Source organism: Bacteroidota bacterium (genome assembly GCA_016711505.1).
Classification (GTDB): domain Bacteria; phylum Bacteroidota; class Bacteroidia; order AKYH767-A; family 2013-40CM-41-45; genus JADKIH01.
Window position 1 is genome coordinate 23,173 of record JADJSV010000010.1, and the last position, 14,577, is coordinate 37,749.

General features: G+C 36.3%; 8 protein-coding genes, 1 tRNA gene and 6 pseudogenes. 10 read left to right on the forward strand and 5 right to left on the reverse strand.

Features of this window, described 5'->3' with window-relative positions:
- Positions 1–34 precede the first annotated feature (34 nt).
- Positions 35–1,894 carry a PKD domain-containing protein gene (locus tag IPL24_12025; protein MBK8364368.1) on the reverse strand — a complete coding sequence of 620 codons (1,860 nt, stop codon included), beginning with the start codon at positions 1,892–1,894 and terminating at the stop codon, positions 35–37.
- A 327-nt stretch (positions 1,895–2,221) separates the two neighbouring features.
- Positions 2,222–2,305, reverse strand: a tRNA-Leu gene (locus tag IPL24_12030).
- 275 nt (positions 2,306–2,580) lie between these two features.
- Here IPL24_12030 and IPL24_12035 point away from each other — a divergent pair.
- The 7 genes and pseudogenes from IPL24_12035 (at position 2,581) to IPL24_12065 (ending at position 9,204) form a co-directional block, all read left to right on the forward strand.
- Positions 2,581–3,795, forward strand: a pseudogene (locus IPL24_12035) (cystathionine gamma-synthase family protein).
- A gap of 568 nt (positions 3,796–4,363) precedes the next feature.
- On the forward strand, positions 4,364–5,131 hold the full coding sequence (otsB, locus tag IPL24_12040) for a trehalose-phosphatase (protein MBK8364369.1): 768 nt from the start codon (positions 4,364–4,366) through the stop codon (positions 5,129–5,131).
- Between the two features lie 125 nt (positions 5,132–5,256).
- Positions 5,257–6,946, forward strand: a pseudogene (locus IPL24_12045) (glycoside hydrolase family 15 protein).
- Positions 6,947–6,999: 53 nt separating this feature from the next.
- Positions 7,000–7,614, forward strand: coding sequence for a hypothetical protein (locus IPL24_12050; protein ID MBK8364370.1), 615 nt, complete (start codon positions 7,000–7,002; stop codon positions 7,612–7,614).
- On the forward strand, positions 7,593–8,015 hold the full coding sequence (locus IPL24_12055) for a hypothetical protein (GenBank protein ID MBK8364371.1): 423 nt from the start codon (positions 7,593–7,595) through the stop codon (positions 8,013–8,015). Before IPL24_12050 ends, IPL24_12055 begins: the two co-directional genes overlap by 22 nt.
- An 11-nt stretch (positions 8,016–8,026) precedes the next feature.
- Positions 8,027–8,377, forward strand: a complete 351-nt coding sequence (locus tag IPL24_12060) for a trehalose-6-phosphate synthase (protein MBK8364372.1) — start codon at positions 8,027–8,029, stop codon at positions 8,375–8,377.
- Positions 8,335–9,204 carry a trehalose-6-phosphate synthase gene (locus tag IPL24_12065; GenBank protein ID MBK8364373.1) on the forward strand — a complete coding sequence of 290 codons (870 nt, stop codon included), beginning with the start codon at positions 8,335–8,337 and terminating at the stop codon, positions 9,202–9,204. Before IPL24_12060 ends, IPL24_12065 begins: the two co-directional genes overlap by 43 nt.
- 37 nt (positions 9,205–9,241) lie before the next feature.
- Here IPL24_12065 and IPL24_12070 read toward each other — a convergent pair.
- From IPL24_12070 to katE, 3 pseudogenes are all read right to left on the reverse strand, one after another.
- Positions 9,242–10,410: pseudogene (locus IPL24_12070) on the reverse strand (glutathione-dependent formaldehyde dehydrogenase).
- A 25-nt stretch (positions 10,411–10,435) separates the two neighbouring features.
- Positions 10,436–10,983: pseudogene (locus IPL24_12075) on the reverse strand (SDR family NAD(P)-dependent oxidoreductase).
- Between the two features lie 31 nt (positions 10,984–11,014).
- Positions 11,015–13,112: pseudogene (katE, locus tag IPL24_12080) on the reverse strand (catalase HPII).
- Between the two features lie 368 nt (positions 13,113–13,480).
- Here katE and IPL24_12085 point away from each other — a divergent pair.
- The 3 genes and pseudogenes from IPL24_12085 (at position 13,481) to IPL24_12095 (ending at position 14,506) form a co-directional block, all read left to right on the forward strand.
- On the forward strand, positions 13,481–13,870 hold the full coding sequence (locus IPL24_12085; protein MBK8364374.1) for a response regulator: 390 nt from the start codon (positions 13,481–13,483) through the stop codon (positions 13,868–13,870).
- Positions 13,871–14,016: 146 nt separating this feature from the next.
- A pseudogene (locus IPL24_12090) lies at positions 14,017–14,382 on the forward strand (PAS domain S-box protein).
- Positions 14,369–14,506 (forward strand): PAS domain S-box protein, encoded by a 138-nt coding sequence (locus IPL24_12095; protein ID MBK8364375.1) that lies wholly within the window; start codon positions 14,369–14,371, stop codon positions 14,504–14,506. Before IPL24_12090 ends, IPL24_12095 begins: the two are co-directional and overlap by 14 nt.
- Positions 14,507–14,577: the final 71 nt, after the last annotated feature.

A 14,577-nucleotide genomic window follows, 5' to 3' on the forward strand; every position in this document is an offset into this window, starting at 1 on the left:
AATTTACAACATCCTAGTTTCATAACCTGAACTTTTATTCTTTTATAAACCTGGCAAAAGATTTTTCTCCTGACCGTGTTTGAACTTCAAGGAAATAAATTCCTGAAGCTAGTCCGGATATATCTATTTCAGAACTTTCACCTGATAACATTCCTTCTTTCATTTTCTGACTTGAAACGGAAAGGATAGAATAAATCGTTGTGCCTGACTTAGGGGATGAGGTTACGACAATTCTATCCTTTGAAGGGTTGGGGTAAATACTGGAAATTAGGGAAACATTCTCTTCTACATTAACTGTGTTAAGTTGTGTTGGGGAAACAACATTGATCGTAAAGCCAACATTTGAGCTACGATAAATGATCATTCCTGTTGAGTCAACTGTTAAACTATCGCAATATGTATTTGTACATCCACTGAAATCTGAAACAGTTAAACAGATCTGGAATGTTCCATGGGTTGTATAATTGTGGATAGGATATGCAGCTGTAGATATATTTCCATCACCAAATTGCCATACGAAACTTAGATTAGTTCCGCTTGATAAATTCACAACTGCTAATTGATAAGGCGAAAGTTGTGTAAAGATAAAATAAGAGGTACAGAATACAGGAGTAATGATTGCTGTATCAACAACAATTGTCTGGAAAGTTGAATCAGCACAAGTAGTTCCGTTGTCAATTGAAAACCCTACACTATAGGTTCCCGGTGAACTATATGTATGAACAGGGAATCTGTCAGTACTTAGTGGACTACCATCACCAAAGTTCCATAGATAAGTAGTGGTTGCAGGATCAGTAGTTGAATAATCTATGAAGTAAGCATCAAGACCAAAAGGAACTACTGTAAAGTTTGCCTGACATGGTGCTGGACCTACAATTGGAATCTGAACGCAATAATTACATACAACATTCATTGTTGCAAGGTCAATCAGTTCCATACATACATTGTAAACCATCGGTCCACTTGCATATGTGTGTGACTGGAAATTACTGCCCATTGAAATTGTAGTGCCATCGCCAAAATCCCAATTTGCTAAGTACAATGTTGTATCAAAACTCGCATTAAAGAAAAATGTATTTAACGGACCTGTTCCCGGGAAAAAAGAGAAGTAACAATTCGGTTGAGACGTGAAAGTAATCGTTGAGCAAGTCTGGCAAATCACAGTTCCGATACTATCTGTTTCTGTTGCACAAACATTATACGTTCCCGGACTGTATTGATACATTGTAGTAATGCCTGTACCTGTTCCGCCATTTCCATAATCCCAGGTAACCTGATTTGTAATGCTTGTCGGATGGAATGTAAAATAACCAACCAGTGGTGCCATTGAATCTATCACTACATCAAAAGTACAAGGAGTTGGAGGAGTTGTAACTACGATCTGAGCGCAATAATTGCAAGTATCTAAAAAGCTATAAGATGTCATACAAACATAATATACTCCGGGAACCGGATAAGTATGAGAGATAGCAGCGCCACTTCCGACAGCCCCATCTCCAAAATCCCAGACAACATTTACTAAGCTATTTGAAACAGCAGTAAAATCGAAATCATTTCCATTTGCAGTGATCGCAAGGAATGTGCAAAGAGCAGGGTTATTAAACTGAATATTGAGACAACAAGCTGTAACAGTTGTTTGAAGTATCGTATCAAATTCAGTTACACAAACAAGATACTGTCCATAATTTGAAAACTGGTGGAAAATTGTATTGCCTGTAACTGCAGTTGTACTGTCACCAAAATCCCACATAAAAACGCTATTGTTCGAGACAGGATTTACATTGAAATTATAGACAGTTGATGTGGAGTCGTAGACGTAAGTCATCACACAACCTTGTCCTTTCATTTCAGCGAATGAAAACAGGACGAGTAATAAGAGGTAGATTTTTTTCATGGGGTTAGAGAATTAGTTTTTATATAAGGTAACACGCAGGTGGATTTGAAATGGTTTACATGAATTTAGAAAAAAACAATGGAAAACAAAAACTTATCCGTCAAGTGCTAAAATCAGTAAATTTCCAGTATATTCTAAGAATTAACGATTTCAAGAGGCGAAAAAAGAGTTGAAATCATCTTCGTTAGTCTTAAAGTTCAAATTAAATACTCTGTGCCAGCACTCCAACCTCGCATTTCTAGAATAAACGAATAAAAAAAGTGTAAGTGTTTGTTCGGGAGTAAGTCTTCAGACTTATTACTTAAACTTACACTTACACTTGAACAGTACCCAGGACCGGAATCGAACCGGTACGGCATTACTACCATCGGTTTTTGAGACCGACGCGTCTACCAATTCCGCCACCTGGGCATTTTAATTTTGGTGGGCCAAAAGTAGGATAATTTTATGGCTTTTGAAAATTGTTCGGACGATCAATTAGCTGTCAATTCCATATCTTCAAGTGAGAAATGGCCTCATTTCAAAGTACTTGCATTAAGGTGCGAGAAAGAGAATGATATTATTCACAACCTTCTATTAGCAGTTACTCGGGAAATACCCCTATTTTTGAATCAATCCGTTAATAATGACAGATAAATTAGTCCTAATAGAAAGCTATGTCAGAAAAATGAAACCCGAAAAGCCTGATGATGTCTTTAGGTTATAAGCCCGAATTATCAGAAGGTGCAATAAAATGTCCGATCTTTCAAACATCCACTTTTGTATTCAAAAATGCTGAAGAAGGCAAAGCTTTTTTCGAAGTAGCATATGGATTGAGAAAACAAAATGTCGGTGAAGAACTCGGACTCATATATAGTAGAATCAATAATCCGGATCTGGAAATTCTGGAAAACAGACTTACACTTTGGGATGAAGCAGAAGCTTGTTGTTTTCGAAAGTGGTATGTCTGCAATAACTACTGTACTACTCGAATTTCTAAAACCCGGAGATCTGCTTCTTATCAGTAGTCCGCTATATGGGGTAGCGATCACTTCATTAAAAAGATTCTTCCGAAATTCAATATCAATGTGATTACTTTCAAAGTGGGGCAACAGAAAGATGAAGTCATTCAGATGGTGAAAGATTCGGGACTTGCAGACAAGCTTGCAATGATCTATATCGAAACTCCTGCGAATCCAACAAACGATCTCATAGACATTCAGGCGAAAAAGGAAATTGCAAAATATTTTTCTACAAAAGAGAAAGAGGTTTTCCTGGCTGTCGACAATACTTACCTCGGTCCTTTGTGGCAACATCCGTTAAAACATGGAGCTGATCTTGTGTTATATTCTGCTACAAAATATATCGGCGGACATAGTGATGTGATAGCCGGTGCATGTCTTGGTTCAGGTGAAATGATAAAAAGAGTAAAAGGACTGCGAACCTTTTTAGGTAACATGGCAAGTCCAAATACAGGATGGTTACTCTTGCGAAGTCTTGAAACATTGAAAGTACGGATGGACATGCAAGCTTTGAACGCAGATAAAGTTGCAGCATTTTTAAATAAACATCCAAAAGTTGAGAAAGTATATTTTCTCGGCAATCTCACCGAAAAAGATGGCGAACAATTCAGGATCAGAAATCGTCAGTGTCTTACAAATGGCGGAATGATTTCTTTCGATATCAAAGGAGGGGAGAAGGAAGCTTTCAAATTTCTGAATGAACTTAAGCTGATCAAACTTGCAGTAAGTTTAGGAAGCACTGAAAGTCTGGCCGAGCATCCTGCAACGATGACTCACAGTGATGTAGATGATAAATTGAAAAAAGAACTTTCAATCACTGAAAAGATGATTAGACTTTCAATAGGCGTAGAAAACTATGAAGATATTATTTTTGATATTGAGCAGGCTCTGGAGTGTTAAAGACCCCATGTCCTGATTAGAGTGTCGGACGTGAATATTGAATTGTATTTAAATAAAAAATAGTTACTACCAACAATTTATACAGCCATGACCCGTTACATGGAAGCGAATCTTAATAATTTAATTCTTGATAAACTTCTTTACCTTATCATTGATTCTGATAAAATATATTCCTGCACTCAGACATGTAGCATCGATATCTTTAGGCACTTCGTTTTATATTTTATATAACAATGAATTGAAAATTATTTATTTCCGAATTGTGAAATTATATTTTGAAGGAATGCAGACGTTCTTAAACGATTCAGGAATGTGGATTTCGGGGATAAAAATCAACAATTTTCGGAGTGTGTAAAATAATATACACCTGATTTTATAGAAAGTCCATTTACTATCCCTAATTTAGCATTTTGGCAAATAATTGAGGGCACATGTATTTATAATTCATTTCGCCGTCGTTTTTGCAAGAGGATATCATTTTTAGACAACAATGAATTATTCTCCGTAGGTGAAATTCGAATTTCTAGGTGTCTTTCTAAAAATTGATTCTGATAATTGCAAAAAAAAGATGGCTTTATTAAATATAAGCATGAAAGTAAAAGAGAATTTCGATAAAGCGAAAAAGCGGTTGGTACTCCTGGATTATGATGGGACGTTGGTTGAATTTGTTCCAAGACCTGAAAAGGCATTTCCTACAGAAAAAGTTCTCAGCCTTCTGAATAGAATAAATAATAAACCTGATACGAGATTGGTTGTTATTTCCGGCAGGGGCCATCTTGATCTGGAAAGATTTATCGGTCATCTTCCAATTGAAATCATTGCTGAACACGGCGCAATGATAAAATTGAATGGTAGCTGGAGAAATCTGTTTGATAATTCTGATTCGTGGAAAAAAGTTGTACTTCCGGTTTTGAATCGTTTTACTTTTGCCAGCCCCAATTCATTTGTAGAAGAGAAACAATTTTCATTGGTTTGGCATTACAGGAATGTTCCTGATGATGTTGGCTTTTTGCAATCAAGAGAATTGATCCGTATTCTTGAAAATTCAATTACTTCACTTGGCCTGAAATTGATCGATGGTGATAAGGTAGTTGAAATAATTTCAAATAAGATAGGGAAAGGAAGCGCGATAAAGAATTTGATAAATGAAAACAAATTTGATTACATCATTTCGATTGGTGACGATAAAACAGATGAAGAAATGTTTCAGGAACTTTCAACTAATAAAAAAGCTGAGACTATAAAAGTAGGAAGGGGTCCAACCGTTGCCAAGCATTCACTGGAAAATGTAAAGCAGGTTCTTTTTATTCTTAGAGCACCTTATGGAGAACAATAAAACTAATCATTAATTAATTTCAAAGTAGTTTATGGATGAACAGGTACACAAGTATAAAATGGTGTTATTGAAATTGTTCCTACCTGGCATATATCGATATAAATGCAAATGTAAATTGTTTGTGCATGCCTAAATTCGATAGCAGTTTTTTATTTGGATCATTACTGGACAAGGAAAAAGGTGGCACATTCAGTATTTGTCCGCAGGATGATAATTATACAAGCAAACAATACTATCTTGAAAATACAAATATTCTTTGCACTGAATTTACTTGTTCAGACGGAAAGTTCAGAGTTACTGATTTTGCACCGCGATTTTTACAGCAAGAAAGATATTTCCGGCCATTAATGCTTCTGAGAAAAATTGAATCAATGGAAGGAAGACCGATGGTAAAAGTCACGTGTAAGCCGGTTGGCAATTATGGTGAGATACAGCCGGAAGTGCTTTCAGGTAGTAATCACCTGAGGTTTATGGATGTTGGTACAAACGTGCGCCTTACTACTGACATTTCTCTTAATTATATTTTAGAAGAAAAGTGTTTTGTTCTTTCTGAGCCAAGATATCTGGCATTCTCATATGAATTACCATTAGAATCAGGACTGGAAAGTACTTATGAATTGTTTTTTAATAAGACAAAAGAGTTTTGGAGAAATTGGGTCAAGACAACAGCAATTCCCTCCGTCTATCAGAAGGAAATGATTCGTTCGGCATTGATATTAAAATTACATCAGTACGAAGATACCGGTGGAATAATTGCATCAGGAAGTATGAGTCTTCCGGAATGTGATCAATCAGGGCGGAATTGGGATTATCGTTACTGCTGGATGCGTGACATATTATTCTTTATATGCATTGAATAGCATTGGGCATTTTGAAGAATCACAAAAATATTTCTTATACATTGAAAATATTATTGCTTCTGAAACGGATCATATTCAACCATTATATTCAATTACCGGTGACAAAATTATTTTCGAAAAGGAACTTCCTTTAAAAGGTTATCGCAATAATAATTCACCCGTAAGATTATGAAATGATGCTTATACTCATATTCAGAATGATGTTTATGGTCAGGTAATGGTTAGCCTCATGCCATTGTATACTGATATGCGATTAACCACACAACCTAATTCGAAATCCATTGATATTATTCATTTTCTTCTGAATAAAATTGAAGAAACAATGGATCAGCCTGATGCGGGCATCTGGGAATTCCGAAACCGACGTCAATTACATTGTTATACATATTTATTTCATTGGGCAGGGAGCAGAGCTGCATTAAAAATTGGTAAAGCAATTGGTGATCAGAATTTAATTCAGAAAGCAGAACAACTCAGAAATCTCGCTGCTTCGAATATTGAAAAATGTTACGACCCCATTAGAAAAGCATATACACAGGCAATTGATGTCGATCAACTCGATGCCAGTAGTTTAAAACTGATCTCTATGGGTTATCTGGATCCTGATTCGCAAAAGGCGAAAGATCATTTAGCAGCATTAGAAAGGGAACTTAAATCGCCGGAAGGATATTTTTTCAGATATAAGCATAGCGACGATTTTGGCGTTCCGGAAAGTACATTTATGATTTGTTCTTTCTGGTATGCCGAAGCACTTGCTTGTGTGGGAAGAGTAGCAGAAGCTTCTTTAATGGTTGAAAAACTTATTGCAACCGGAAATCACGTAGGTTTACTGAGTGAAGATATTGGGACCAACGGTAGTCAATGGGGAAATTTTCCGCAAACATATAGTCATGTTGGATTAATGAATGCAGTTTTCCGGATCGCCAGAAAACTCGACAGGCCCTTATATGATTAACAAATTTTATTTCTGTTGAGTTTTACGCTTAATAGAAATGTAAAAATATTATCATGCGTATAAACCTTGCTTTAGTTGTTGCCATTGTAATCTCTGTAGGTATTGTTGCTTTGGGATTTACTTTTTATCAGGTCTCTGCTGAAAGGATAAAACTGACTGATGATCTTGAAAAACGAATGGCTGACATTTCTTTAAAATTATCTGAAACTAAATTTGTGCAAAGTCAGAAAGGAAACCTGAATTATTCAATTGACAGTATTTGTAAAAAATATAATCTTGAAGGAATTACAATATACTTTGGTGATGACAGTATTGTGAGTAATCTGAAAGTTGCGTTTGATAATTCAAAGGATTACGTTTTACAATCTATAGCAGCGGATTCAATTAATGGAAATTTTATATCAGTTGATGGAAAAAAATTGTATCAATATATACAACCATTGACCAGAGAAGGAATTGCAAATAATGCGATCATTTTTTACAGTGATCCTGCATATATTGAAAATTTATTGGATAAGATCTGGTTCAGAAATTTTTTCAGATGGTTTCTACAGGCGCTTTTTGTTTCATTGATCACCATCGTAATTTTAAAATGGGGATCTTCAGTCCGATCAATAGAGTCTCCGATTGGATCAAATCTGCTCGAATGGGAAATCTTGAAAAGCTAAATGAATATCCTCCTGCAAAGTTTTTAGCCCCGTTACATGCAGAAATTACCCAGATAGCAAGAGCCATGCATGAAGCCCAGGCAAAAGCAGAGGAAGAGGCCAGGCTGAGAACTACCGGGGAATCTGTATGGACTTCCGATCGGCTGAAAATTGAAATGGGCAATTTGTTAAATGGGAAAAAGATGATTGTTGTTTCGAATCGCGAACCATACATGCATATTCATGAAGGTAAAGAAATAAAATGTATCGTCCCGGCCAGCGGTATGATCACAGCTATGGAGCCAATATTAAAAGCTTGTGGTGGATTATGGATCGCTTCCGGTTCCGGTGATGCAGATAAAGAAACGGTTGATAAGGATGATAAAGTTCAGGTACCACCATTAAATCTAAATATACTTTGAAACGGGTTTGGTTGACAAAGGAAGAGGAAAGCCATTATTATTATGGATTTTCAAATGAAGGGCTTTGGCCTTTATGTCATCTCGCTCATACCCGGCCAACTTTCAGAATTGAAGACTGGGAATATTATAAAAAAGTCAATGAGAAATTTGCAGAAACTATTTTAGAAGAATGTAAGGATGAAGAACAACCATTTATATTGATCCAGGATTATCATTTTGCATTACTTCCTGAATTGATCAAACGTAAAAAGCCAAGAGCAAGAGTAGCCATCTTCTGGCATATTCCATGGCCTAATCCCGAATCATTTGGAATCTGTCCATGGCAAAGGAAATTCTTACCGGAATGCTCGGTGCTGATCTGATAGGGTTTCATACTCAATATCACTGTAATCATTTTTTGGAAACTGTTAATAATACGCTTGAGTCAAGAGTGTCCTGGGAAAAATTTTCAGTTAAGATGAATGGAAGAAATACTCACGTAAAAGCATTTCCTATCAGTATAGCATTTACATTAAAAGACCTTGATGATAAATCCAGAAAAGAAGGAATTAAAAGAATTCTTGGCGTTCATGGAATCAATGCAGAATTTATGGCTATAGGTGTTGACAGGATAGATTATACTAAGGGCCTGATCGAAAAATTCTTATCTGTAGAAAGATTCTTTGAAAAATTTCCCGATTATATTGGTCGATTTACTTTGGTGCAAATAGGTGCACCCAGCAGGACTTTAATAAAAAGTTATTCGGACATGGTGAGTGATGTGGAAAAAGAAGCAGAGCGAATCAATCAAAGGTTTAAAAGTAAAAACTGGAAACCTATACTTTTTTTGAAAGGTCATCATAGTCATGAACAGATTAATCCTTATTATAAAAATGCAGACATGTGTATTGTCTCTTCATTGCATGATGGAATGAATCTGGTTGCTAAAGAATTTGTCGCCACCAGAAATGAAAATGATGGTGTGTTGATCTTAAGCAGATTTGCAGGAGCGTCACTTGATCTTACAGGAGCTTTGATCATTAATCCATATGACATAGAAAATTCAGCAATTGCTATCAGAAATGCTCTGGAAATGTCAATTTCTGAACAAGAAAGCAGAATGATGCAAATGCGGGAGACTATTGTCGGGAATAATATTTATTACTGGGCGTCTTCATTATTAAGAGCGATGGCTTCGATACAGAATTGATAAATTGGAGTTATGTTATTATCTGAACGTATGATCATCAAGACCATGGATCAAGAATCACTTTCACACAGTTTTCTTTTTTGTTTTTGAAAATACTGTAAGCATGTTCAACTTGTGAAAGTGGTAACCTGTGTGTTATAATGTCGTCAAGTTTTACTTTTCCTTCAATTACATAATTCATTAATTTATCTATGTGCTTATGTGCAGGAGCCTGACCGCCTTTAAGGATAATTCCCTTATCAAAAAACTGACCGATTGGAAAATTGTCGTATGTTGTCGGATAAACTCCAAGAACTGATACAACTCCACCGCGACGAACAGCACTCATACAAGCTTCAAGAACTTTTACAGAACCTTTCTCAAGATTGATAGTAGATTTGACCCGGTCAATTACATTTCTGTCCGGTTCAAAACCTACCGCTTCAATACAAACATCTGCACCACGATTACCGGTAATTGATCTTATAAAATCAATTACATTTTTCCACTTCCTTCCCATAAAATAGTTTCTGAATTTGCAGCAGCTTTTGCTTTATTAAGACGATACTGAACAGTGTCAACATTTATAACTCTCCCTGCTCCCCGAAGCCATGCACTTTTAGCAGCCATGATTCCCACAGGACCTGCACCGTAAATCAAAACAGTTTCTCCTCCTTTAACTTCAGCCCAATCTACACCACTATAGCCTGTTGGGAATATGTCAGTCAAGAATAGCACTTGTTCGTCTGTTAAATTTTCCGGAACTAACCGGGGACCAAAATCTGCATATGGCACTCTTACATATTGTGCCTGTCCACCATCGTAACCTCCATATAAATCCGTATAGCCGAATAGTGCGCCGCCTTTCTGAGTTAGCAGTCCACCTTCAGGACCGTAGTGTTCGGGATTACTATTTTCGCAATGTCCCGGCAACTGATGGTCACAAAAAAAACACTGTCCACATGCGATCGGAAATGGAACAATCACCCGATCACCTTTTTTCAGTTTTGTTACTATACTTCCGGTTTCCTCTACTATTCCCATAAATTCATGTCCCATTACTAATGGCCGTGCCTGAGGAAGGGCACCACTGTATATATGGAGGTCACTTCCACAGATTGCTGTAGAAGTTACTTTTAGAATTATGTCACTTTGTTTTTCTATAATCGGGTCTTTAACTGTTTCAAATTGAATTTTACCACCCGGGTGAACAACTGCTGCTTTCATACTTTAATAAATATTTATTATTTAATTATTTTTTTACTTTTATTTTGATCTGTGTTTTATCACCTGAATTTTTTTTGATCTGTTTTTTCTTTATGGATTTTCTTTTGGTGTTGGTTGCCGGTTCCTGTTGTTTATGAACTATTCGTGCAACAGTACTTTCAGGCATAAGGTTAGTCATCAGAACATTTACTTTATTTGCAATTCCGGAAACAATTTTATCATCGCCACTCATCAATGCCAGAAAACCGTCTTCTGCTACTTTAGCCGGATCAGCTAGTTTACCTTCGACTACAACTTTTGACCGTGTCATATCAGCTTTATTGAAAAAATCTGTATCGGTTGCACCGGGTAATAATGCTGTAATGGTTATGCCGCTATCTTTCAATTCATCCCTGATTGCTTCAGTGAATGACTGAACGAATGCTTTTGTTGCATGGTAAATTGATTGGAAAGGCCCTTTTTGGATCTTGCAACCAATACAAGATTATAATTTTCCTCGGCAAAACATCTTGCAAGTTCATACCCGATACCCATCGTTCCACCTGTGATCAGAACATATTTATCTTTGTCCATTACTGTTATGTTTTAATTTGTTTTAAAGAAACTATGCAGGAACCTTTCTTGCTTTTTCTCTTTCCCAAAAACGATGTTGAGCAATGGCTGAAATGAAATCCTTAGCTGATGCTTCAGATTTTGTTCCGGTAATTACTCCCGGATCAGGTAACTTTTTTGCAAAATAAGTATTGTCTAAAATTTCAGTAGCATCTCTATCCACAGCAATTGCTTTGCAATGCTTAAATGCTTCATTGAGGAAATGAATTGCATCAGCATTATTTTTTAACTCACCAATACTTTTTTTACCACCCGGAACATACACTGCATCATATACAACAGAAGGAGTAGTTAGTAAACTTCTGTCTGCGACAATATCTTGCCCTGAATCTGATTTAATTTTTCCAAGATGTGGTGCAACTGTTTCTGCTTTTGCTCCTGCATCTTCCAATGCTTTTTTCATTTTATTTAGTGAATTCGCGTTCACGCCATCTGCAATTAATACTGCTATTTTTCTTGTGGCAATAGAATCTTTAGGAGTGTTCGCCATACTTAGCGCTTCAGAAATATTTATCGAACTTTTTTTCTTAATTGGTTGATAAGACTTTGGATCGGCATCTGCCGGAATACTTTGATTGACTAATCCGATATCATTTGGAACTTTCAGACCAAGTCCTTCAGCAACTTTATTCGCCAGGCCTTTATCAATCATCGATAAAATCCCCAGCATTCTGACACGTATATCCGGATTTTCAACTTTCCCTAATTCAAAACGAAGTGCATTAATGAGATGTTCTTTTTCGTGTTCACTCTGACTATTAAAAAACAATGTTGCCTGGCTGAAGTGATCCTTGAAACTATCGCTACGCTCCCTTATCTTATGTGCATCAATTCTTTCGTTAAAAGAAGTGAATCCACCATCTTTCATAGAAGCCTGATAAGGACATCCACCGCCAGTAGTATTTGGTTCATAACTACTTTGCCCTTTATTTATAGTTTGACGCATATGACCATCGCGCTGATTGTTGTGTACAGGTGAAACAGGGCGGTTGATTGGGATCTCGTGAAAATTTGGTCCTCCTAATCGTTTCAATTGTGTATCAGTATATGAAAATAATCTGCCTTGCATCAATGGATCATTTGTAAAATCTATTCCCGGAACAATGTGTCCGACATGATAGGCTACCTGTTCTGTTTCTGCAAAGAAATTATCAGGATTTCTATTCAAAGTCATTTTTCCCAATTCGTATCACGGGAACTAATTCTTCAGGAATTAATTTTGTCGGATCAAGAAGATCAAACTCAAATTTGTGTTCGTCTTCTTCAGCTACCAGCTGCACTCCTAGTTCCCATTCCGGAAAGGCACCGGATTCAATTGCTTCCCATAAATCTCTTCTGTGAAAGTCAGGATCTTTTCCTGAAAGATTCTGAGCTTCATCCCAGGCTAGTGAGTGAACTCCTAAAATAGGGTTTCCAATGAAATTTTACAAAAGTTGAACTCCCTTTAGCATTGATGAAACGGAATGTATGAACACCAAAGCCTTCCATCATTCTATAACTTCTCGGTATAGCTCTATCACTCATTAACCACATGATCATATGAGAAGATTCCGGCAGTAATGAAATAAAATCCCAGAATGTATCATGAGCCGATGCTGCCTGTGGAATTTCATTATGTGGTTCTGGTTTAACTGCATGCACCAGATCAGGAAATTTAATTGCGTCCTGAATAAAAATACGGGCATATTATTCCCCACTAAATCGAAGTTGCCTTCTTCAGTATAAAATTTAACAGCAAAGCCCCGTACATCGCGAGCCAGATCTGTACTGCCCCGGGATCCTGCAACTGTACTGAAACGAACAAAGACAGGAGTTTGTCTTTCGGTATCTGTCAGAAAACCTGCCTTGGTATATTTACTCATCGATTTATATACCTGAAAACTCCATGTGCCGCTGAGCCACGGGCATGCACTATCCGCTCAGGAATTCTTTCATGGTCAAAATGTGTTATCTTTCTCACGAAAAATAAAATCTTCCAGTAAGGTAGGACCACGTTCACCTGCCTTTAAAGAATTCTGATTATCATTGATCCTTACTCCCTGATTTGTTGTCAGAAACTGATCGTCAGAAGAAATAGTGTTTTTTTTCAGATCATCTGTTTTTTATTTACGGATGAGTTTTTTATTTTCCTTGCTTTTTGAAGTTGGTGTTTTGCCATGTTTTTGAGTAATTCTGATTTTAGTGGAACAAATTCGTGTGAATCCCGGACAAGAATTTTCGGTATTGGTGTATTATTGGATGAAATCTTTTTTAAAATCCTGTGCCAAAAAACTTGTAATTCATATATCAAAGCGTTTAATTAAATCAGACATTTGTTTAAACAATTTGTTAAGTGACATTTTAATTACGAGTCAAAGTGCCGGTTTAAGATCTGAGGCATGTTATTTTCAATAGTTTATGGAGAAAATTTACCTTTGCAAGATCTGAAAAATGGAAAGCTAATTTTTTATAAAAACTTATGATTGAATCCACACAATGTCTGCTTGTAGACGACGACAAAGATGATCAGGACATTTTTCTAATTTGTATCAAGAAAACAGGTAAAAATATTAATTGTAAGATACTGGATAGTGGTGTTGAAGCAATTTCATATTTGTTATCGAAAATTGAATACACTCCGAATTTATTTTTCTGGATGAACATGCCTAAGATGAATGGTATTGCAAGTTTGAAAGAGTTAAAAAAATTAAGCGGCTGGAGAAAACAAAAATATTTATGTATTTGGACTACTTCGGGAGGATCAACATCTACGGAAGCACTTGAATTAGGGGCAAATGATTTTATAATTAAGCCGGTTAAGACCGCAGAGTTGGTAAACAAGCTTAACCAGATTTTTACAACTGCTTAAAATTTCTAAATAGTCTTTTATGAACATAATCAATGAGTAATAATAATTGGAGAGATTCAATAGATGGCGATAATCTTTATCAGAGAATGATAGAGGAAATTCAGGATTATGCGATTATTTACTGGATACAAATGGTATAGTCCGAATTGGAATCTGGAGCACAGAAAATTAAATATTATTCTGAAGAGGAAATTGTTGGAAAACATTTTAGTACATTTTACTTGAAAGAAGACATCAGGAATAAACTTCCGGATAAATTAATTGAACAGGCCAGAAGTGCAGGAAGAGCAATTCATGAAGGTTGGCGAAGAAGAAAGGATGGTTCAAAATTTTGGGAAGTATAACAATAACTGCAATTCACTCGGAGAAAAATAGTAATTGGTTTTTGTAAAGTTACAAGAGATCTGACCGATAGAAAATTTGGGAAGATAGCTTGCGGGATAAGCGAAGAACGCTATCATCAAATGATAGCAGAGGTGCAGGACTATGCAATAATTTTTGCTCGACATTAATGGTATTATTCAGAACTGGAATGCCGGTGCAGAAAGAATAAAAGGCTACAGAAGTGATGAAGTGATCGGAAAAAAATTCGAATTGTTTTATACTCCTGAAGATTTTAAATTCGAAGATGCCTGATAGACTTTTAAATTATGCCAAAGAACATGGTAAAGCCGTTTCAGGAAGGATGGCGGGTACGCAAAGACGGT